The sequence below is a fragment of the Neisseria sp. HMSC058F07 genome, from assembly GCF_001810035.1.
Lineage (GTDB): Bacteria > Pseudomonadota > Gammaproteobacteria > Burkholderiales > Neisseriaceae > Neisseria > Neisseria perflava.
Window position 1 is genome coordinate 131,776 of record NZ_KV799674.1, and the last position, 21,211, is coordinate 152,986.

Below are 21,211 nucleotides of genomic sequence, written 5' to 3' on the forward strand. Positions count from 1 at the left end.
GGCCGTCTGAAACTTTTTCAGACGGCCTTTGGATTGCAAAAATCCGCGTAGTAGGGCAGGTTTCTGCCCGTTTGCTGTCGATGCCGTCTGAAAACGGTTGGGCAAATGACCGCCCCAAAATCTTTTAGCTTCCGAACCTCAACAATATGAACTCCAATCCTTCCCCCCTTATCGCCATCAGCGTCGGCGAAGCTTCCGGCGACTTGCTCGGCGCACATTTAATCCGTGCCATTAAGGCGCGTTGCCCGAATGCGCGGTTTACCGGCATCGGCGGCGAGCGCATGAAGGCGGAGGGTTTTGAGAGTTTGTACGATCAGGAAAAGCTGGCGGTGCGCGGTTTTGTTGAGGTCATCAAACGCCTGCCGCAGATTTTGAAAATCCGCAAAGGGCTGGTGAACGATTTGCTCCGCCTCAAGCCGGATGTGTTTATCGGCATCGATGCGCCGGACTTTAATCTCGGCGTGGCCGAAAAACTCAAGCAGGCAGGCATTCATACCATTCATTATGTCAGCCCGTCGGTTTGGGCGTGGCGGCGCGAACGGGTCAATAAAATCGTACATCAGGTCAACCGCGTGTTGTGCCTATTTCCGATGGAACCGCAGCTATATATCGATGCCGGCGGCAAGGCTGAGTTTGTCGGCCATCCGATGGCGCAAACCATGCCGGTGGAAGCGGATAGGGCGGCGGCACGGCAGAAGCTGGGCGTACCTGCGGACGTGCCCGTGTTTGCCATCTTGCCCGGCAGCCGCGTGAGCGAAATCGATTACATGGCGGCGGTGTTTTTTCAGACGGCCTTATTGCTGCTGAAACGTTATCCGAAGGCACAGTTTTTGCTGCCTGTGGCGACGGCCGCAACGCGCAAACGCATTAGTGAAATTTTGGCGCAGCCTGAGTTCGCAGCCCTTCCCATCACGCTGACCGACAAGCAGTCGGATACGGTTTGCGCCGCTGCCGACGTGGTATTGGTCACCAGTGGTACGGCGACTTTGGAAGTGGCCTTGTGCAAGCGGCCTATGGTTATCAGCTACAAAATTTCGCCGCTAACTTATGCGTATGTGAAAAACAAAATCAAAGTGCCGCATGTCGGTTTGCCCAATATTCTGTTGGGTAAAGCCGCCGTTCCCGAGCTGCTGCAACACGATGCCGTCCCTGAAAAACTGGCACAGGCCGTGGCAGACTGGTATGACCGCCCTGAAGCCGTGGCCGCGTTGGAACAGGATTTTCACGCCTTGCATCTGCTGTTGAAAAAAGATACGGCGGCATTGGCTGCGGCGGCAGTATTGGAAGAAGCCGGATTTTCAGACGGCCTGAAAGACAAGTAAGGAAAATACATGAATTTATTGGGAGCATTGGCCAAGGTTGGCAGCCTGACGATGGTGTCGCGCATTTTAGGCTTTGTGCGCGATACGATTATCGCCCGTGCGTTTGGTGCAGGCATGGCGACGGATGCGTTTTTTGTCGCGTTTAAACTGCCCAACCTGCTGCGGCGAGTGTTTGCAGAGGGCGCATTTGCCCAAGCCTTCGTACCGATTTTGGCGGAATACAAAGAAACCCGCTCGCCCGAAGCCACGCAGGCGTTTGTGCGTCATGTGGCCGGCATGCTGTCGTTTGTGCTGGTCATCGTTACTGCGCTGGGCATACTTGCCGCGCCGTGGGTGATTTATGTTTCTGCGCCCGGTTTTGCCAAAGAAGCCGATAAGTTTCAGCTCTCCATCGACTTGCTGCGGGTGACGTTTCCTTATATTTTTTTGATTTCTTTGTCGTCTTTTGTCGGCTCAATACTCAATTCCTATCATAAATTCGGCATTCCCGCCTTTACGCCGACTTTTTTGAACATCTCCTTTATCGTCTTTTCCCTGTTCTTCGTGCCGTATTTTGATCCGCCTGTTATGGCTTTGGCGTGGGCGGTATTTGTCGGCGGCGTGTTGCAGCTGGTGTTCCAACTGCCTTGGTTGGCGAAACTGGGTTTCTTGAAAATGCCCAAACTCAGCTTTAAAGACGCAGCGGTCAACCGCGTAATGAAACAGATGGCGCCGGCTATTTTGGGCGTGAGCGTGGCGCAGATTTCCTTGGTTATCAACACCATTTTTGCCTCGTTTTTGCAGTCCGGCAGCGTGTCATGGATGTATTACGCCGACCGACTGATGGAATTGCCAACCGGTGTTTTGGGCGTGGCACTCGGTACAATCTTATTGCCTACCTTGTCCAAACACGCTGCCAGTCAGGATACCGAGCAATTTTCCGGTCTGCTCGACTGGGGTTTGCGCCTGTGCATGCTGCTGACCCTACCTGCCGCCGTCGGCCTTGCCGTGTTGTCTTTCCCGTTGGTTACGACCTTGTTCATGTACCGTGAATTTACGCTGCACGACGCGCAAATGACCCAACACGCGCTCATTGCTTATTCCTTTGGCTTGATCGGGCTGATTATGATTAAAGTATTGGCACCCGGCTTCTACGCGCGCCAAAACATCAAAACCCCCGTTAAGGTCGCTATTTTCACGCTGATTTGCACACAGTTGATGAACCTCGCTTTCATTTCGCCGCTCAAACACGTCGGTCTGTCCCTTGCTATCGGTTTGGGCGCGTGTCTGAATGCAGGTTTGCTGTTTTTCCTTTTGCGCAAACACGGCATCTACCGCCCCGGTAAATGTTGGGCAGCGTTTTTGGTTAAAATGGTCATCTCTTTGGTCGTCATGGGCGGCGGTTTGTGGCTGGCGCAATATTATCTGCCGTTTGAATGGGTACACGTCGGCGGCTTTAAAAAAGCAGGCCAACTCTGCGTCCTGATTGCCTTGGGCGGCGGCCTCTACTTCGTTTCCCTCGTCGCGCTCGGCTTCCGTCCGCACCATTTCCGCAGGGTGGAAAAATAAGCGGCCGTAGTGCGTATTGCTTTGGCTTAAAGGCTATTCACTAAAAAGGCCGTCTGAAACATTTTCAGACGGCCTTTTCTTCCTTTACGTTTTAACTGTAAAGCTTCGCTCCTTTTTTGACGAACTCAATCGCTTTTTCTTCCATGCCCTGCCGTTGGGCTTTTTGCTTGTCGGCGTAGTCGCGCACTTCCTGCGTGATTTTCATCGAGCAGAATTTGGGACCGCACATTGAGCAGAAGTGGGCGATTTTCGCGCCTTCGGCAGGCAGGGTTTCGTCGTGGAAGCTCTCGGCGCGTTCGGGGTCGAGGCTGAGGCGGAATTGGTCGCGCCAGCGGAACTCGAAACGCGCTTTGCTTAAGGCGTTGTCGCGCAACTGTGCGCCCGGCCAGCCTTTGGCGAGGTCGGCGGCATGGGCGGCGAGCTTGTAGGTGATGATGCCGGTGCGCACGTCTTCTTTGTCGGGCAGGCCGAGATGCTCTTTCGGGGTAACGTAGCAGAGCATGGCTGTGCCGTACCAGCCGATATTGGTCGCGCCTATGCCCGAGGTGATGTGGTCGTAGCCGGGGGCGATGTCGGTAACGAGCGGGCCGAGTGTGTAGAAAGGCGCTTCAAAGCAGTGTTGCAACTCTTCGGTCATGTTTTCTTTCACGCGTTGCAACGGTACATGGCCCGGGCCTTCGATCATGACTTGTACGTCGTGTTTCCACGCTTTGGCAGTCAATTCGCCCAAAGTGTGCAGCTCGGCGAATTGGGATTCGTCGTTGGCATCGGCAATGCAGCCGGGGCGCAGACCGTCGCCGAGGCTGAATGATACGTCGTAGGCTTTCATGATTTCGCAGATTTCGTCGAAATGTGTGTAGAGGAAGTTTTCCTGATGATGGGCGAGGCACCATTTCGCCATGATAGAGCCGCCGCGCGATACGATGCCTGTGAGGCGATCGGCCGTCATTGGCACATAGCGTAGCAATACGCCTGCGTGCAGGGTGAAATAGTCCACGCCTTGTTCTGCCTGCTCGATTAAGGTGTCGCGCACCAAATCCCAAGTCAGGTCTTCGGCGATGCCGCCGGTTTTTTCCAAAGCTTGGTAAATAGGCACAGTACCGATGGGGACGGGCGCGTTGCGGATAATCCATTCGCGTGTTTCGTGGATATGTGCGCCGGTAGACAAATCCATAATCGTGTCCGCGCCCCAACGCAGCGACCACACCATTTTTTCGACTTCTTCGGTCAGGCTGGAGGTTACGGCGGAGTTGCCCAAGTTGCCGTTGATTTTGACGCGGAAGTTGCGGCCGATAATCATCGGTTCGAGTTCGGGATGGTTGATGTTGGCAGGGATGATCGCGCGTCCGGCGGCGATTTCTTGACACACGAATTCGGGCGTGATTTGGTCGGGATGGGTCGGGATATTCGCGCCGAAACTTTGCCCTGCGTGTTGTTTCAAGAGCTTGGCGTATTCAGGCCGTCTGAAAAGCTCGTCCAGCTTCATGCGTTCGCGTATGGCGACAAACTCCATTTCCGGCGTAATGATGCCTTGGCGGGCGTAGTGAAGCTGGGTTACGTTGCGGCCTGCTTTGGCGCGGCGCGGGTGGGTAATTTGGTTGAAACGCAGATGGGCGGTTTTCGGATCGTGCGCGCGTTCAGTGCCGTATTCGCTGGAAAGCTTGGGCAGGATTTCGGTATCGCCGCGTTCGTCCAGCCATGCAGTGCGGACGTGCGGCAAACCTTGTTTCAAGTCGATGTGTGCCGCCGGATCGCCGTATGCGCCGCTGGTGTCGTACACCGGAATCGGTGGATTGGTTTCCGTACCTTGTGCTGTGTAGGTGTCGTCTTGACGGATTTCGCGTAAAGGCACGCGGATGTCGGCGCGGCTGCCCGGGATATAGACGCGGTTGGAATTGGGATATTGGAAGCGGATGCCGATGTCTTCGCTCAAGTCGGAAAGACGGCGCGCCTCATCGCCGGTTTTTTTAGCGGTAGTCATAAAAAATTGCTCCTGTTTTTCGGTTATGAAATGGAAACAGGAGCATTGCTTTTTTTCAGACGGCCTTGTGGATATCTTCAATCAACCGTCTAAAAACACATTTGCCGAAACTCCCCACGCAGGTATTATCCTGTTCGGGTGTAAAGGGTATTTCTCAGCCGCTCGGTTTGAAAGCAGCACCCCTGTTTCTTTATTAACGAAAAATTAAACCATGCGGACGGTTTTTTGTAAAGCGGCGTTTTTCGCATTTTCTGTCAAAAACGCTTGACAGCGATTCCGTCTTTCCGTATAGTTACAACTTCTGACGCGGGATGGAGCAGCATGGTAGCTCGTCGGGCTCATAACCCGAAGGTCGTAGGTTCGAATCCTGCTCCCGCAACCACATACTAAAAAGACCGCTTGTATAGCGGTCTTTTTTCATGTCTATATTGTCCAATAAAGTCCAAAAAGCCCATTAATTTCAATCTGTTGTATTTTTGCGATTATTTCCACCATTCAATTTTGTCTAGCAGTGTCTGCTAGAGTCCAAAACTGCTGTTGGTACATTTGTTGGTACATTTCCTTTGCTACCATTTTTGTACCAACACGAAATCAGAAAGGTATAGAAATGAACGCACTTTCAGAAGCGAGAATTCGACACGCTGAAACTCCAACCACCATTAAAAAACTATCAGATGGTCAAGGCCTAGTACTTTTGCTGCATCCAAACGGCAGCAAATACTGGCGATTTAACTATCGCTTCAATAAAAAGCAGAAAACTTTGGCTATTGGGAAATATCCTGATATTTCTCTGAAAGAAGCTCGTGCAGAACGTGAATTACTGCGCAAGAGTTTGAGAGAGGGACAAGACCCTGCTCTTAAAAATCAAGCTGAGGAGGATATGGAAAAACGCACCACCTTTTTTCAAGCGGCTAAGGAGTGGTGGGAAGCTGAAGCAACGAGATGGACACCTAAACATGCTAGAACAGTTTGGCACTCTTTAGAGGTTGATGTACTGCCTGAAATTGGCAATGAAGACATTACTTTGATTGAAACGCCTAGATTGTTGTTAGTTATTAAAGCCGTTGAAGCACGAGATGTCAATGATACGGCCATTCGTGTATTACAGAGAATTAAATGTGTTTTCAACTATGCTATACAAACAGGTTTGATCAAGATTAATCCTGCTCTACCTCTTACAGGCGTAATTCGTAGAAAAAAAGAGGTTCACAGGTTAGCGTTACCTCAAAGTGAGTTACCTGGATTCTTTCAGAAGCTAGGAGAAATGCAGATAGCTGAATATCTACGTATTGCAATGAAATTACAGATTATCTGGTTTGTGCGCCCTAATGAATTACGTTTTGCAAAATGGGAAGAAATCAATTTTGATAGGCGAGAATGGCACATTCCAGCCGAAAAGATGAAAATGCGTAGACCTCATATTGTGCCTCTGTCTAATTGGGCAATCGAATTACTTTTAGAATTGAAGGAGATTACCGGAAGAAGTCCTTATTTATTTTTCGGAGCATGGGACAGTATGAAGCCAATTAGCGAAAATACTATCAGCTATATTATGGCTCGGATGGGCTATAAGGGAAAAGCAGTTCCCCATGGATTTCGATCTCTTGCAACAGATGTATTAAATGAAAATGGATTTGATGCTGATATAGTTGAACGACAATTGGCTCACGTTGAAGCCAATAAGATACGTCGGGCATATCATCGTACAGAATACTTGGATCAACGCCATGAAATGATGGAATGGTACAGTAACTGGATAAGACAATTTGATAGAAAGGGTTAGTGATTAGTGCAGGAAATACGATAAATTATTGTTGGATTAAGTATTTTTATATTTAATAACTAGCTAATCAGTTGTTTTAAGGTAATACTATGTGTTACATTTCTAGTATAGAGAAAAATGATGTATACCATCGCTGAAACTGAAACATTTAAAAACAAAGCTGCTAAACTTTTAAAAGAAGACGAACGTCTATTTTTCTTTGCCCAGCTTTCTCAAAATCCGTATGCAGGAGATGTTATTCCTAATGGCGGTGGTTTACGGAAAATTCGTGTAGCTCGACAAGGTAGTGGGAAAAGTGGTGGCTATCGGGTCATTTACTTCAACATCTTGGTAGATGGGTTGATTGTCTGTTTGGATATTTATGCAAAGAATGACAAAGAGAATTTAAAGCCGTCTGAATTGAAAAGTTTGAAAGGACAGAGACATGACTCCTGAAAATTGGAATATTTCTGAAATCGTACAGGCCGTTATTGATGATGATCCAGATGCAGTTCAAATTCAAGATAGCTTGAAGCAATCTTTAAATGAATTAAGGCAAGGTAAGTTTGCCCGGTGTACATCAGTAGAAGCTCTTTCTACAGTTCAGACACGTCAAAAAACTGGTTTATCTCAAGAAAAATTTGCTGCAGCGTTGGGCATTTCTTCTAGTACCCTTAAATCTTGGGAACAAGGTACGCGTAAACCAAGTGGGGCAGCAGGAGCTTTACTGAAACTTTTAGATAAGCATCCTAATTTGATTAGTGAGCTCGGTTAGTTTTTATTCTTTTTGAATAATGATATATAAGGCCCTGCTACTCATATGGGTAGCAGGTTTTTTTATGTTTGCGTCAGTACATATCTTAAGCGGTAAAGCAATTAATGACTTAATGCAGAAATTATACTAACGATAAAATAGAGATGCTCTGCCTTTATTTTACAACGAGTTAGCTCTGCCTAATTATTCCTTTCAGAATAAACAAGAAGCTATCCCCAATCCATGTAATTGTATGTTACATTTACTAGTCATGTAGAGAACATGCTTCTCAAATTTAAAAACAAAGAATGAAAAATTTAAAATATTCCCAGCTTTTTTAGGCTGATTCAATTCCTGGTCGAGGGAAAATTAATGACCAAAAGTACGTTAGATATTACCAATACAGCCATTTCTGGTGGCATATTTGAAACTGTAAGTCGTTATGGAGATGCAGGAGCAGAATTCCTAAAAGGTTTACGCGGTATTGATGCGCAAACTGGTCAAAAATTTGACCGAAGTTTATTGGATATTAACAATTACAAAATAAATCCAAATGATGTTGAAAGGAATATTAAACAACAAGCTGGTTTTTCGGCAGAAATTAGTAGTGTCTCAAAAAGAAATGCACAAGCAATCATTGATGGCAAAGCAAACCGCTTTGTACGTAGTGAAGATTTAGCAAAATACGGCAAAAACAATACAACTGTGGATATTGTAGAGCTACTTGATGGCAAAGAACTATCAACTGCTCAAATGAAGTTTGTTAGTCATCCTGATGAATTATTGAAAAAAATTGCTCGAGGAGAAGGTGGAGGGAAAAACGATTATTCACGATATTTGGCTGTAGACCGGGTAGAAGTTCCTACTGAGCAAGTAGAAATGATGAAAGCTACCTGCCGCGAACAAGCGAATAATCTAAAAGAGCAAGCTCAAGCATTACGTGAGAAAGGTAACTTACCATTAGCAGATAAATTTGAAAAACAGGCTGAAAATTACAGACAGCTAGAACATAAAATTGCAGACTCAGGTTTAACAACCGAAGAAGCTGTAAGATATCGCCTTAATCCAAACTTTGAGACAATAAAAGACATAGCTAAGGTAAGTCATCAAGCAGGTCTAGAAGGGGCAAAATTGGGTGCTGCGCTTGGAGGCTCTATTTCGGCTGTAAGTAACGTAATTGCCGTATGGACCGGAGATAAAAAATTAGGTGCTGCAGTAGTTGATACGGCAAAGAGTACTTTAATTTCAGCAGGAGTTGGTTATGGTTCAGCATTTGCAGGATCTGCGATTAAAAGCTATATGCAGCAATCAGAACGTACTGTATTACGCCAACTTTCTGCAACTGGATTACCTGGAACTATTGTCTCCGTCTGTTTAGCAGTCGGTAAATCCGCGACTCGTTTTGCAAAAAATGAAATAACTGGTACTGAACTAGCAAAGGAAATGGGGGCAACTGCCGCAGGTATGCTCTCGACGAGCGCATGCACTATGCTTGGACAAATAGCAATTCCTATTCCTGTATTAGGTGGCTTGATTGGTAGCATGGTAGGTTATGCAATTACTAATTCCTTGTATTATGGATTTTTTAATGCCTTAAAAGAGGCAGAAGAATCAGCAGAACGACGAAGGTTAATCGAAATTCAATGCGCTGCCGCTTCTGCAATAGCACGACAGTATGAAATCGGTTTAAAAGAATTATTTGCATCAAAGGTTGCACAATTAGATCAAGAGAGTAATGACCTATTTCAACTATTAGAAAAAGATGATGTTTCAGCCGATGAATTATGTAAAGGTATGAATAAATTTGCTGATTTACTTGGGAAAAAAATTAGCATCAACTCGATGACAGAACTGGATTCCGTCATGCTTTCTCAAAACGTCTTAGTCATTTAGGAGATAGATATGTTTTTAAATCAACTTCCGACCCGGTTACATAAAGCATTGTTTTTAGAATTGGCAATGCTTGTGATGATGGCTTCACACGATAATGATGCCTCAGAACAAATATCTGAATTTACATCAGATGAAGTTTTAAAAAAATTTCTAGCTAGTATCAGTTCAAAAGAAGCAGAAATGTTGCAAGAGTATCAAAATGAGCTCTTTAAATCAGATAAGAATGATATCGATTTTAATAGCGACTTTATAGAACTTTCTTTAAATCAGCAATATAGAGCTTTTGATTCCAGTTTAAATACATCATCTTTCTATAATCCGGAACCTGATGAATCGTATGCAGGTGATGATTCTGAGAGAAATGAAGCTATTGGCTTAATGACCGTCAAAGTCAAACCCACTTTTTCCTTCTCCCGCGCATCCGTTTTTTCCTTATTTGGTGATGATTCTGAGGGAAAAGATGCTAGCGTTAGCCAATTGTTGGATCATTTAAATATATCCCGTGATTCTGAAAAAAAATTTCCCACATTTTGGTGGGTTCTAGATAATGCAATTGATGATATTTTAGGCAAATATGCCAATGATGCTGATATTAAACAAGAAGTCATGCAATATCTTATTTCAAAAGGAGAAGATATTCTGACTCTAACACCGACAAAGATTAGAGCAAGCATGGCATCATTGCCGCAAATTAAACAGGAGATCCTACAAAAAGCAGTTCAAACAGTGTTTGCGCGTAAAGTAGCAATTGGATTGACCTTATCCGAACGAGAAAAGAAAATTATCCTATGTGAATTAATTGGAGCCGCATATAGCAGCGGTGCATTTGAGACAGAAGAGAAACAACTGATTAATACGATTTGCCAGGTTTGTTCTTTTGATAGTGAATATATAGAAGAATTTGACACGGTAATGTCAACTCTTTTCAAAGTTAATAAAGAATTAGCTGAATTAATTAATGAATAAGGAGAAAATAATGGCAATTCCTTTAATTATTGGTGTCGGTCTGGCTGCTACAGGTTTATATAAAGGTGGTAAAGCTATTGTAGATAACAATGAAGCTAATAGTGTAAATGACAATGCTAAGGAGGTTGTTAATAAAGCACAAAAAGCCTTGGAAAATTCACGCATTAATTGTGAAAAATCCTTACAAGAATTGGGCCAGAAAAAAATTGATACCTTGACTACAAGTGTTCAAAATTTTCTTGCTATATTTAGCCAAATCAAAAATGTCGATTTTCAACATGATGGTAATTTAGGAAATTTAAACTTAAATGACTTCAGTACTGTTGTATTGAAAAACATGCAAAAACAGGTCTCTTTCGTTGCAAGTGCTGGAGTGGGAGCAGGTACAGGCTTAGCTGGCGGAGCATTAGCTGCATTTGGCGCGTACAGTGGTACGATGGCATTTGCTACCGCAGGAACAGGAGCAACGATTAGTACACTGAGTGGAGCTGCTGCCACTAATGCAACTTTGGCGTGGTTAGGCGGAGGAACACTTGCTTCAGGTGGTATGGGCATTGCTGGAGGTATGATGGCATTGGGGGCATTAACAACCGGACCAGCACTACTCATTGCAGGATGGTACATGGGTTCAAAAGCGGAAAGTAATTTAAATGATGCTTATAGCAATCTTGAAGAGGCAAGAAAATTCCTTGCGGATACAGATGCGGCAATTGCTTTGACTGATGGTATTAACGAAGTTGCAAAACGCGCTATTTCTATTTTATCTACATTACGTACTCATTCTCGTCGTAACTTAAAACGCTTGCAAAGTATCATTGATGAGCAAGGTGTTGATTACTCCCAATATTCAGATGATGCAAAACTGATTGTAATGAAGAATGTAAAATTAATTCAGTTAATAAAAGTAGTTTTGGATACTCCGATCTTGGACGAGCAAGGTAATTTGTTAGGTGATGCAGATAGTAACTTACTGGAGCTGCATAATCAGATTCAAAGTGCTTTTCCAAAACAAGTAGAAGCATAAATAGCAAAAACTAGGCTGCTTTCAATTGAGGCAGCCTAGTTTGTATGAGTTTTTAACTATGCCGCATCAACTTTCACCTTTTCCCTGTTCTGCTTGTGGCCAATGTTGTCGTCGCGTAAAGCTAAGTGAACAAACCATATTCCTTGATCGAGGTGATGGCATTTGCCAATATTTGGATGAGAAAACCAACTTGTGTACGATATACGAAAATCGACCTGAAGTATGTCGTGTAGAAGACTATTATAAAAAATATCTAATTCATGATATTTCTTGGGAAAAATTTGTTCAAATGAATCTCGAGTTTTGTGAAAAATGGCAGAAAGATAAATAAGATTAATATATTATAAAAAATCCATTAATAACTAGCTCATGGGCTATTCAAAAAATTCAATTCATTAGAAGAATACGAAATTTACCCCATGATTTCTCTCCTAAACAACGATCGTATCCTTTAAAGTTGTAATAATTTTCACGTATGATGGCTTATTTTTGCCCAATCAAATGACTGTATGGACAACATAAAACCCTGCTACCCACAATGGGATAGCAGGGTTTGTTATGCCTGTATCAGCAATCAAGTACCAACAATATCTAGAGCTGGTAGGTTGTTAACGATTTTCTGTGTCTCCAAGCTTACTGTAATGACACGCAGGAGTAGTTCGAGAGGGTAGCGCGGGTTATTCATGGTATCAGATGCCCAATCATTAGCATCGTTAGTAATACCTGACTTTTTGTCGGTCTTCACTGCTTGGGTTTCTATAACCCATTCTAATGCTGATTTGCCGTTTACGATATAGTCGTAGGCAGCTTCAGGAATTTTCTCAATTATGATTTTGTCATTGTAAATAACTTTGCTTTTATCCGTTAATTTTTTAATTTTAGGAAATTTCATTTTGATCACGCGGAAATCTTCATCTGTGCCGCCGATGACTTGCTGCGGGGTAAGTTTCAGGCCTTTCAGGCTACCTGAAAATTTTACGTCTTGATACATCGGTACGGTTTCGTAGTTCAGGTGCAAAGCTGCCAAATCGCGCCCTGCCTGACTGAATGCAGCAAAATCAGCGTAAGTTTTCATGCGCGGGATGCGCGGGAGCTGTTTACTTAAATTGTCGGCGTAGCGCTCGCGGTATTCTTCGCTGTGCAGCAGGCCGTAAATGTAATAGAAGATATCTTCTTTGCTGATTTGGGCTGCATCGGCGGCGGAATATGGCTCACGGAAATGTGCCAGCGCATCGTCGGTGATGGCAGAGCGACGGACGAGCTTTTTCTGCGCAGGCTGCTTTTCAGACGACGTTTCTGCGGCGAACAGGTCTTGATTTTCCATTACACTTCCTCCGTTTTGTAGAGGAACATGGGGAAGCATTGACTCGTGTCCAATGTATGTAGGTCTGGCACCTTGTCTGTCATTAACACTGAAAATCCGCTCCGAGCCCCAATCCCTGTTATACAAATAACTAGATTGGCTGTTTGTTCGAGTATAATTTCGTTCGTTCGTTCGTTCGTTCGTTCGTTCGTTCGGGCTATCCGTTTCTTCAAAATAATCCAATGGAAAACATTGTGCTCCCGCTTCAAGAATATTTAAATCAGGAGGTGCTTCCGCTATTAATGTTGATAACCCATTTCTTGAACCTTTGCCGTTAGTAATAATTACTTTATTGTTACTTGACTGACTAGGGAATAATTTTGGCATTAACGCCATATCATTTACCAAACTACGATCAAAATATAAATATTGTTTGGTAAATGGTCGATACAACCCAACCATGATTGAAGAAGATTTCAATGTATGTATTTTTCCTTTCTTAATATCACTTCTTAAAGCACGAGACCAGCTAATTTTTGTTGCATCCAGGCTAATAAAATCTTCTACAATCAAGTCCTGTTTGGCGGGCAGCAAATTTTTAGCATCTTCATACCTTTTTACTTCACTATTATAAAAATTAAGCAATCCAGTCAAATTTTGTTCAATCTTATTTTTTGAAAACCCATAAACCCAAGTGTCGCGATTTGTTTTAATGCCCATAGAGTATGTAGAAAAAATTAAATTTTCTGTTTTATCTTTTTTATCTCCAATTAAAATATAGTCATTAAAGTTAGAATCTCTTTGATTTACCCAGTCAGAAAATTCATTTGGTTCAATTTGTTCCCAAGGAACATTTTTCATGCTATCTATTTTAATCAGCTTGGCTTTTTTATCTTTTACCGATAAATTATCTCCAATATCATAATAGTAAATCTTACCTTTTTCTTTTTGATTAGATTTTTTAACAAGAATTGAGATGGCGATACCTGATGTACTGGCGTCATCAAAAATATTTTCTCCTTCTTTGGTTCTTCCCTTGCTTAATATATTTTTCTTCACATCTCCACGCAGGTTAAAAATGTAAATATTACTAAATTCTTCTTGCCAACATTTTCGCAATCCGCTCATTACAGGTTTGTCGATAAACCCGTTACCAGAAATAAAAGCAATTACACCTTGACCCGATAAACGGTCAGAAGCCCAGCGTAAGGCGCGGATGTAGCTGTTATATAGAGCATTTTTGTTGGTAGCATCTGTGTTAGCCGCATAGGTTTCTCGAATTCTCTCATCTAAAAGGGGATATGGGATGCGAGCTGTATCATCGTTGCCTTTTTTTCTCCCTGCGGAATAGGGCGGATTGCCGATAATGACACGGATGTCCAAGGCTTTCTGCCGTTTGCGGCGTGCGCTGTTATCCACCAGCATTTCGTCCAGCATGTCGCCTTTCTCGTACATTTGGAAGGTATCGGTCAGGCAGATGCCTTCAAAGGGAACGTAGGGGACGTCGTCTGAAACATTGCCGTCAATGTTGCCTGCCAGTATGCCGTGGTAGGCAGATTCGATGTTGATGGCGGCGATGTAGTAGGCGAGCAGGACGATTTCGTTGGCGTGGATTTCGCTTTTGTATTTTTCAGGAAGTCTGTCGCGAGGGATGATGCCGCTTTGCAGCAGGCGGGTGATGAAGGTACCTGTGCCGGTAAAGGGATCAAGGATATGCACGTCTTTGTCTTGCAGGCTGCTTTTGAATTCGTGCTGTAAGACGTCTTCCACGCTTTTGATGATGAAATCGACGACTTCGACGGGCGTGTAAACGATGCCGAGCCGTTCGGTCATACGCGGGAAGGCGTTACGGAAGAATTTGTCGTAGAGTTCCACGACGATTTTTTGTTTGCCTTCGGCGGTTTCGATGCCGCTGGCACGCAGGTGGACGGAGTCGTAGAAGGATTGCAGGGTATTGCGCTCTTTGTGCAGGTTTTTCTGCTGCAATAAATCCAGCACTTTCTGCATGGCACGGCTCATGGGATTGTGTTCGGCAAAGCTGTAATCGGAAAACAGTGCGTCGAACACAGGTTTGGTAATCATGTGTTGAGCCAGCATTTCGACGATTTCTTCGTCGCTGACGGCGTTGTTGAGGTCGTCGCGCAGTTCGGCAGCAAAGGCCTCGAAGGCTGTGCGCTCTGTTTCGTTGGCAGGGTTTTCCAGAATGGCGTTGATGCTGTCGATATGGGTACGAGCAATTTTGGCAATGTCGTCTGCCCAGTCTTCCCAATGGTGGCGGTTGCCACATTTTTTGACAATTTTGGCGTAGAGGGCGCGTTCGATTTCGCCGATTTCGAATTGGAAGCTTTCTTGTACTGGCGCGGGTGTGGTGGGGCTGCCTATGCCGTAGCTAGCCTTGGTTTCGCGTAAGGTTTGGTCTTTTTTGCTGCTTCGTTTGATTTTGGGAGAAACTTTGTCGGCAATGGCGATAACTTCCATTTTCTGGGTATCTTTACCGTTGAACTCCAATTTGTTAATCATGGCATCGAAGCGGTCATCGTGTGCACGTAGAGCGTTGAGTACCTGCCAGACAACTCGGTAGTTTTCATTTTTGTCTAATGCGTCTTCGGCTTCTACACCTGCAGGGATAACGACAGGAAGGATAACGTAGCCCTGTTGTTTGCCTTCGGCACGGCGCATGACGCGGCCGACCGACTGCACGACATCAACTTGGGAGTTGCGAGGAGTAAGGAATAACACGGCATCTAGTGCAGGTACGTCCACGCCTTCAGACAGGCAGCGGACATTGGAGAGGATGCGGCAGGTATTTTCGGGTAGCCCTTCGGGTGCTTTTAGCCATTGCAGCTTGCTTTCTTTTTCACCTGCGTTCATACCGCCGTCCACATGTTCGGCTTGACAGGTCATGGCCAGTTGCGGTGGCAGTTTCAAATCGGGATTTTGTTTGAGCAAGGCAGTACGTTCTGCCTGCTGGTATTCCTCAATCACGGTTTGGAACATTTCTGCAATTAGTTTTGAACTGACTTTGTGTTTGCTGCCTTTGTATTCTTTTTCAATGACTTGGCAGAAGGCAACGGCACGTCGCATTGGATTGTACAGTGCACCTTCTTCGCCGCTTAGTCCGTATTTGGAAAGTGCTTTCCAGCAGCCCACAATTTTGGCAGCATCATCGACTTTGAGTTCGTTGTTGCCGTCAGTGAGTAGGTTTTGGATGCGGCGTTGGATATGACTTTCTTCAATGGCTAAGACAATAACTTTATAATCGACCAATAGGCCGTCTGAAACGGCTTGGGAGAATGTTAGAACGAAAAACTCTTTGCCGTAATGGGTTTCGTCATCCATAGAATACAAAACCACGCCTTCGGTTGTTTTAGCGGCTTCTCCATAGATACGCGGAGTAGCAGTCATATACAACCGTTTTGCGCCTTTGATGTAGTCGGCATCGTGTATGCGGACAAAAGCGGATTCGTCTTCTCCATCAAATGTTGCGCCGGTAGTGCGGTGTGCTTCATCGCAAATGATTAAATCAAACTCAGGCAGATTATGCAGTGATTGAGCTTGGTGAATCACATCAATGGAATGATAAGTGGAATAAACAACAGTCATGGTTTGCTGTTTATTTTTTTGCTCTACTACGTGTACGGCGTTTGCAAGGCTTTTGGCATTAGTTGTTGCTGGAAATTGTAAATCGCTAAGATTGGCTAGGACGCTATCTTCATTGTGTTTTTTGCCTACATCGCTATCTGAACAAACAGCAAAGTTAATCAATGGTGTTTCTGTGTCTTGATTCCATTCGCGTAAGGTTTGGCTCAATAATGATAAGCTTGGTACTAGGAAGAGTACCCGCTTGCCTTTACCAGCCATTTTTTCAGCGATTTTCAGCGCAGTAAACGTTTTACCCGTACCACAAGCCATAATCAGCTTACCGCGTGTTTCTCCTCCATTAAATCGGGTTTCAACACTTTTTAAGGCACTTTGTTGATGTGGGCGTAAGCCTTTTTTTGCTTTTAATACAGGTTTATCTTTGATTTGAAATTGCGACCAATCAATTTGGCTGTTTTCTAGATCTTCCAAATTGATAACTGAAACAGGGATTTGTTGATTGGTTAAAGCCTCTCTTGCATTTTTTGACCATTTATTTGTAGTAGTTACAATATAGCGATGGGTAAACCATTGCTTACCTGAAGCAGTAAAGAAGCTGTCGATATCATTCTTTTGAATGCTGTAGTCAGCAGAATAATTTTTGCATTGTACAGCGTGAAATTCGCCTGTATTGCTCGTTAAGACTAAATCAATACCTGCATCTGTTTTGTTTTCTAAACCAAGTGAAGCACCATGCTCCTCAATCCATTGAGCGTAAGTCTGTACGTTTGAATATTGGCTTTTGTAATAAGGTTCAAACTGAAAGAATTTAATAATGAGATTCTCAAAAGAAGTGCCTTTATCACGTTGGCTCAGCGTGGCTTTTTCAAACTGCTCTAGTAAGGTGCTTAATGCTGACATAATTGGTTTCCCGTACGGTAAAATTTCAAATATTATAGTTGATAATAAAATGCTTTTTCTATACGACTATCAAATCCTCTATTCTAGTCGTAAAACATGGGCTAAGATTATCTCGTGTCATTTTCCAGTCTTCACTATATAGCTCACTACCTAACTTAAGGCTTCCTCTGCCAAAGCGTTGGGTTAAATCATCCCAACACATCATCATGGCTTTGCTTCTTGTGGTGTTTTCTGAATGCCAAAAGTCCAGTTGCTCAACGGTCTCATTCTCTATACCAGACAATTCTACACCACACTTTTTGTAGTTATAGCCTGCACGGTATATGTGTTTTAAAAGATGTTGAGCAAGTCTGTTTAATTCCATCGTATCAGAGCTGCCTTTTACGAGAGCCATGATACGGTAATTGGAATATTGTGGCTCTTCTTTAAATCGGTTTGTGTGGATGAACACGGCAATTGTATTTGCTACGGTATGTTCCTTGCGTAATGCCTCTGCTGCTGATGAAACATGATGTGTAAGTGCTGAGCTGAGAGTATCTATATCTTGAACGGGCTTTCCAAAGCTACGGCTACGAATGAGTTGTTTTTTAACAGGGGGGATGGGTTCAAATTCCACACATGGAATACCTTGCATTTCCCTCTGTATTCGTTCAACAGTAACGCCGTATCTTGCTCTCAGTGTCTGTGTATCAGCCTTAACGAAATCATAGGCCGTCTGAATATTCTGTTGGGCTAAATGAGCTGATAATTTTCTCCCAATTCCCCAGATTTCAGATACCGGTTCGCTGCGTAAGGCACGGGTTTGAATTTCTGCGGACCAATCATCCCAGACTACTACACCATTGAAATGTCTAGGATAGCGTTTTGCGAGATGATTTGAAAATTTGGCTAATGTCTTTGTGGGGGCAATACCAACACATGTAGGTATGCCGACCCATTGCAAGACACGCTCTTTAATTTCTAATCCACTCTGTGCAAGCCGATTCAATCCTCGCATATCAGCAAAGCATTCATCTATCGAATAAACTTCGATTTCTGGTACAAGTGAGGCAATTGTATTCATCATTCTTCGCGATAAATCAGCATATAGCTCGTAATTTGACGAATATGCTTTCAAATATCCTTGTCGGACCAAATGCTTTATCTGAAAATAAGGTACTCCCATTTTGATGCCTAGTGCTTTTGCCTCACGTGAGCGTGCCACCACACAGCCATCATTATTGGATAACACCACAATTGGCACATTTTTTAAATCAGGCCGGAAAACCCTTTCACATGAACAATAAAAGCTGTTTCCATCAATAAGGGCATACATTACTTGCCTGTCCTAACATCTTTTAAAACAAACGTTACGACACCTACAATGCTCCAGTTGTCTCCCTCTTTGGGAATGAAATTAGGATATTCTCCTGAAGCATTTTCAGAATGAAGCTCAAAACCTGCTTTAGTTTTAACCAACCTTTTAATCGTGAATTCATTACCCAAATCAGCCATGACAATATCACCATGTTTGAATGGAACAGAACGGTCTATAACTAGAATATCATCTTTATTTATCCCGGCATCAAGCATGGATAGTCCACCGCTTCGTACTGCAAACGTTGCAGAGGGATTACTAATCAGGTATTCATTAAAATTGAGTGTATCCTCAATATAACTTTGAGCAGGGGAAGGGAAGCCGGCTGGAATTCTTTCTACACCTAGCGGGATTGAAATATCAGAATGAGAAGCGTCTATTGGCATTGCATCTAGTGGTAAGCATGTGCTACGAGGTATCTCATCAGACAATGCTTCAATCATCTCATTTACGCGTGCCTCAATAATGACAGGGATTCTTTTGACTATTGTTTCTATTCCAGTCTTCTTACGTCCTGCACCTTTCCTGGCTCCACCATGTGTTCCTAGATTTTTACTCATAAAAAAGCTATCTTGATTAAAGTTACAGATTTCAAGATAGCTTGTTTTGATCATGGTGTAAAGTAAGATTTTATTGAGCTTATCCGATTAGTGAAATGTATCCAAGGTGCTTTCCTGTAGGTTCATTAAAGGGGTGAAAAATAACCTTCTTCCCTTTATTTGTTCCATTCTATTTGTCCATTCATCACTATAAGATAGGATGATACTAAATTCTGAACTACACCAACTGATATTATTATCATCTAACCGAGTTTTATTTAGAATTTAATATCGATTTTTATAGCTGATAGTCCCTTTTCTTCTCATTTCTTCCAAAGCACGGCTTCTTTCTGGATTCTGGGGATAAAGATGCGTTCTCTTTCGTCCTCTTGGGATAGTTCGGTCTGCATTACCTAAAGGAACATGACCTGTATTAAAGGCCCGCATGTGTTTAGGTAAATATTTCTGTTGTTGCAAATCCGACTGTGTTTCCTTAGCAAGGTAATAGCAAATCTGTCTGAGTTTATTGATATTATCATGATCCGAATATCCAATGACCAGACCCAAGATATACCGTTCATTCTCTATATCTTCAGATTGCCATGTGTTTTCATTCATACGAGCCAAATTAGAACTGTATGCTCGTCCTATACCTTTTGTAATCACATTTTCCCAATAACGACAGATACTATTTGCATAAATGATGTCATTTTGTACCCTCTGTCCATTAAAGAATAAGACCATATGACAATGCCAACCTGTCAAAGGTGCATACTCTATTTTGCTGATATAGGTAATGTAATGTTCAAACAGCTTGTTCTTACGGATATTGTTACGAAACTTAGTTAGCCAAAATCTTAGGTCAAAATAACCATGCTTATCGGTAAACTCTTTTTTGACATAGAAATCTACTCTGATAGGTAGAATCTTGGAGTATGAAGAGAATAAATTACTAATCAATGAGTTGATTGCAATTTCATGGTCTTTGTTAAATACATAATCCTTACTGAAGAAATCAGGATGTGGTTGATTCAATTTGAGGTGTTCCGACTGAATTTTAGGAAGAATGGGTCTTGTATTATGCATATTGGTTTGTCCTTCGTGATTTAGGTTAAGTAGGTATCAACCTGAGCTATCGCTTTACTGTTATTAATATTAATAATTCAATAACATTTAAAAACCTAAAATCAGATGATGGAAACTCATTGATTTTTCGTGGTTTAAAAAACGGAAAAGGTCGATATAGTTGCTGAATCGGAAATATCGTGGAGGTACACAGTTATTTCTATTCATATCCTTTACCTAAACAAAAAAAATTGAATCTATTTGTTTTAAAAAAGCACCATGCAATTGTGCATAGTGCTTTCTTAAATTAGGTATTAGCTGCTTTCTCCGCAATCTTTTCAGCCAAAGTAATGGCAGATTGAGAACCTTCCCGTACCGAAATGGCGGTTTTTTCAGGGTAGAACTCTTCAACAATCGCTACGCCGTCTTCCTCATTTTCTTCAAATGCTCCCGCAGCAAAACCGTTTCGAGCGGCTTCATCTAAAGCTTCCTGCTTAAAACCAGCTTGAATACGCTCTTCGTAGGTTTTATGAGCTTCATTGATGGCTTGATTCAGAGTCATTCCCTCCCGGATGACCAAATCCACATAGTAAATTGGTGTACGAAAAGACATCGTGGTTGATTTGCTACGTAGCTTGAGCTCTAGAGGCAGAGTGGACAGTTTCTTGCCTGATAAAGCAGAGAAATAATGCAGTCGAGATGCCAATGTACGAATGCTGTTAAACCCTGTGGTTCTGAAGATAAAACTACCCACTTCATCATCCTCACCGATTCGTACATTCAGACGACCATAAGGTTTGCATTGACCATTTGCACCTATCGGGCAGGAATTGGGACTAGGGCAGTATTCTGATTTAACCCCTTCAGGAGTGGTACGCTTACAGGATTCGCCATTACCAACACAGATCGGGCGACCTGTTTGTCGGTCAAACAAACTGTATTGGGCACGTAAATTTAAATCGGGGTCATCAAAAAGCAGCATTACCGGGATGGAACGGAGCTTTTCATTGGCTTTACGCAGTTGTTCATTAATCGGATGTGGTATCCATTTGCCATGCTTTTGTACTTGGGTAGTAATGGTAAACTCATCATCTTTAACGGGTACATTTTTACCGTTCTTCTCTTCGACTTTACCAATGCTGATACGACCAATGACAGGCGGTGTTAATGCGAGTCCTTTTAACATAGTGATTCCTT

At 43.3% G+C, this 21,211-nt stretch carries 15 protein-coding genes, 1 tRNA gene and 1 riboswitch; of the genes, 10 read left to right on the forward strand and 6 right to left on the reverse strand.

The features are described 5' to 3' along the window. Nucleotides 1–146: 146 nt before the first annotated feature. Together lpxB and murJ are read left to right on the forward strand one after the other, a co-directional pair. Nucleotides 147–1,322 carry a lipid-A-disaccharide synthase gene (gene lpxB, locus HMPREF2696_RS04005; protein WP_004519115.1) on the forward strand — a complete coding sequence of 392 codons (1,176 nt, stop codon included), beginning with the start codon at nt 147–149 and terminating at the stop codon, nt 1,320–1,322. A gap of 9 nt (nt 1,323–1,331) precedes the next feature. Further along, complete coding sequence (gene murJ, locus HMPREF2696_RS04010) at nt 1,332–2,870, forward strand: murein biosynthesis integral membrane protein MurJ (RefSeq protein WP_004519114.1); 1,539 nt, start codon at nt 1,332–1,334, stop codon at nt 2,868–2,870. A 91-nt stretch (nt 2,871–2,961) separates the two neighbouring features. Here murJ and thiC read toward each other — a convergent pair whose 3' ends face one another. Then, nucleotides 2,962–4,851: a phosphomethylpyrimidine synthase ThiC gene (thiC, locus tag HMPREF2696_RS04015; protein WP_049344950.1), complete on the reverse strand. Its 1,890-nt coding sequence runs from the start codon at nt 4,849–4,851 to the stop codon at nt 2,962–2,964. 94 nt (nt 4,852–4,945) lie between these two features. Then, nucleotides 4,946–5,045, reverse strand: a riboswitch (TPP riboswitch). 111 nt (nt 5,046–5,156) lie between these two features. Here thiC and HMPREF2696_RS04020 point away from each other — a divergent pair. The 8 genes from HMPREF2696_RS04020 (at nt 5,157) to HMPREF2696_RS11200 (ending at nt 11,581) form a co-directional block, all read left to right on the forward strand. Next, nucleotides 5,157–5,233 (forward strand) — tRNA-Met (locus HMPREF2696_RS04020). Nucleotides 5,234–5,458: 225 nt separating this feature from the next. Further along, nucleotides 5,459–6,634, forward strand: a complete 1,176-nt coding sequence (locus HMPREF2696_RS04025) for a tyrosine-type recombinase/integrase (protein WP_070587902.1) — start codon at nt 5,459–5,461, stop codon at nt 6,632–6,634. Between the two features lie 117 nt (nt 6,635–6,751). Next, nucleotides 6,752–7,069 carry a type II toxin-antitoxin system RelE/ParE family toxin gene (locus HMPREF2696_RS04030; protein WP_249967830.1) on the forward strand — a complete coding sequence of 106 codons (318 nt, stop codon included), beginning with the start codon at nt 6,752–6,754 and terminating at the stop codon, nt 7,067–7,069. Then, nucleotides 7,059–7,388 (forward strand): helix-turn-helix domain-containing protein, encoded by a 330-nt coding sequence (locus HMPREF2696_RS04035; protein WP_070587904.1) that lies wholly within the window; start codon nt 7,059–7,061, stop codon nt 7,386–7,388. Before HMPREF2696_RS04030 ends, HMPREF2696_RS04035 begins: the two co-directional genes overlap by 11 nt. Before the next feature lie 351 nt (nt 7,389–7,739). Then, nucleotides 7,740–9,260, forward strand: coding sequence for a hypothetical protein (locus tag HMPREF2696_RS04040; protein ID WP_070587907.1), 1,521 nt, complete (start codon nt 7,740–7,742; stop codon nt 9,258–9,260). A gap of 9 nt (nt 9,261–9,269) precedes the next feature. Continuing rightward, nucleotides 9,270–10,226 (forward strand): hypothetical protein, encoded by a 957-nt coding sequence (locus HMPREF2696_RS04045; RefSeq protein WP_070587910.1) that lies wholly within the window; start codon nt 9,270–9,272, stop codon nt 10,224–10,226. Nucleotides 10,227–10,236: 10 nt separating this feature from the next. Continuing rightward, nucleotides 10,237–11,250, forward strand: coding sequence for a hypothetical protein (locus HMPREF2696_RS04050; protein ID WP_070588050.1), 1,014 nt, complete (start codon nt 10,237–10,239; stop codon nt 11,248–11,250). 58 nt (nt 11,251–11,308) lie between these two features. Continuing rightward, complete coding sequence (locus tag HMPREF2696_RS11200) at nt 11,309–11,581, forward strand: YkgJ family cysteine cluster protein (protein WP_083300555.1); 273 nt, start codon at nt 11,309–11,311, stop codon at nt 11,579–11,581. Between the two features lie 243 nt (nt 11,582–11,824). Here the strand turns inward: HMPREF2696_RS11200 and HMPREF2696_RS04055 are convergent, their stop codons facing one another. The 5 genes from HMPREF2696_RS04055 to HMPREF2696_RS04075 all read right to left on the reverse strand — a co-directional run bounded on the left by HMPREF2696_RS04055 (nt 11,825) and on the right by HMPREF2696_RS04075 (nt 21,200). Next, complete coding sequence (locus HMPREF2696_RS04055; protein ID WP_083300556.1) at nt 11,825–17,053, reverse strand: DEAD/DEAH box helicase; 5,229 nt, start codon at nt 17,051–17,053, stop codon at nt 11,825–11,827. Nucleotides 17,054–17,111: 58 nt separating this feature from the next. Continuing rightward, complete coding sequence (locus HMPREF2696_RS04060) at nt 17,112–18,368, reverse strand: Y-family DNA polymerase (RefSeq protein ID WP_070587911.1); 1,257 nt, start codon at nt 18,366–18,368, stop codon at nt 17,112–17,114. Then, a complete protein-coding gene (locus HMPREF2696_RS04065; protein ID WP_070588052.1) occupies nt 18,368–18,970 on the reverse strand; it encodes a LexA family protein in 603 nt (200 codons plus the stop codon). Before HMPREF2696_RS04065 ends, HMPREF2696_RS04060 begins: the two co-directional genes overlap by 1 nt. A gap of 264 nt (nt 18,971–19,234) precedes the next feature. Then, nucleotides 19,235–20,035, reverse strand: a complete 801-nt coding sequence (locus tag HMPREF2696_RS04070) for a YagK/YfjJ domain-containing protein (protein WP_070587913.1) — start codon at nt 20,033–20,035, stop codon at nt 19,235–19,237. Between the two features lie 286 nt (nt 20,036–20,321). Further along, nucleotides 20,322–21,200: a recombination directionality factor gene (locus HMPREF2696_RS04075; RefSeq protein WP_070587915.1), complete on the reverse strand. Its 879-nt coding sequence runs from the start codon at nt 21,198–21,200 to the stop codon at nt 20,322–20,324. Nucleotides 21,201–21,211 lie beyond the last annotated feature (11 nt).

Coding starts and splice junctions, on each gene's coding strand:
- HMPREF2696_RS04035 (WP_070587904.1), top strand. CDS start 7,059: ATGACTCCTGAAAATTGGAATATTTCTGAAATCGTACAGGCCGTTATT.
- HMPREF2696_RS04030 (WP_249967830.1), top strand. CDS start 6,752: ATGATGTATACCATCGCTGAAACTGAAACATTTAAAAACAAAGCTGCT.
- HMPREF2696_RS04060 (WP_070587911.1), bottom strand. CDS start 18,368: ATGTATGCCCTTATTGATGGAAACAGCTTTTATTGTTCATGTGAAAGG.
- thiC (WP_049344950.1), bottom strand. CDS start 4,851: ATGACTACCGCTAAAAAAACCGGCGATGAGGCGCGCCGTCTTTCCGAC.
- HMPREF2696_RS04065 (WP_070588052.1), bottom strand. CDS start 18,970: ATGAGTAAAAATCTAGGAACACATGGTGGAGCCAGGAAAGGTGCAGGA.
- HMPREF2696_RS04025 (WP_070587902.1), top strand. CDS start 5,459: ATGAACGCACTTTCAGAAGCGAGAATTCGACACGCTGAAACTCCAACC.
- lpxB (WP_004519115.1), top strand. CDS start 147: ATGAACTCCAATCCTTCCCCCCTTATCGCCATCAGCGTCGGCGAAGCT.
- HMPREF2696_RS04040 (WP_070587907.1), top strand. CDS start 7,740: ATGACCAAAAGTACGTTAGATATTACCAATACAGCCATTTCTGGTGGC.
- HMPREF2696_RS11200 (WP_083300555.1), top strand. CDS start 11,309: ATGCCGCATCAACTTTCACCTTTTCCCTGTTCTGCTTGTGGCCAATGT.
- HMPREF2696_RS04070 (WP_070587913.1), bottom strand. CDS start 20,035: ATGCATAATACAAGACCCATTCTTCCTAAAATTCAGTCGGAACACCTC.
- HMPREF2696_RS04055 (WP_083300556.1), bottom strand. CDS start 17,053: ATGTCAGCATTAAGCACCTTACTAGAGCAGTTTGAAAAAGCCACGCTG.
- HMPREF2696_RS04075 (WP_070587915.1), bottom strand. CDS start 21,200: ATGTTAAAAGGACTCGCATTAACACCGCCTGTCATTGGTCGTATCAGC.
- HMPREF2696_RS04045 (WP_070587910.1), top strand. CDS start 9,270: ATGTTTTTAAATCAACTTCCGACCCGGTTACATAAAGCATTGTTTTTA.
- murJ (WP_004519114.1), top strand. CDS start 1,332: ATGAATTTATTGGGAGCATTGGCCAAGGTTGGCAGCCTGACGATGGTG.
- HMPREF2696_RS04050 (WP_070588050.1), top strand. CDS start 10,237: ATGGCAATTCCTTTAATTATTGGTGTCGGTCTGGCTGCTACAGGTTTA.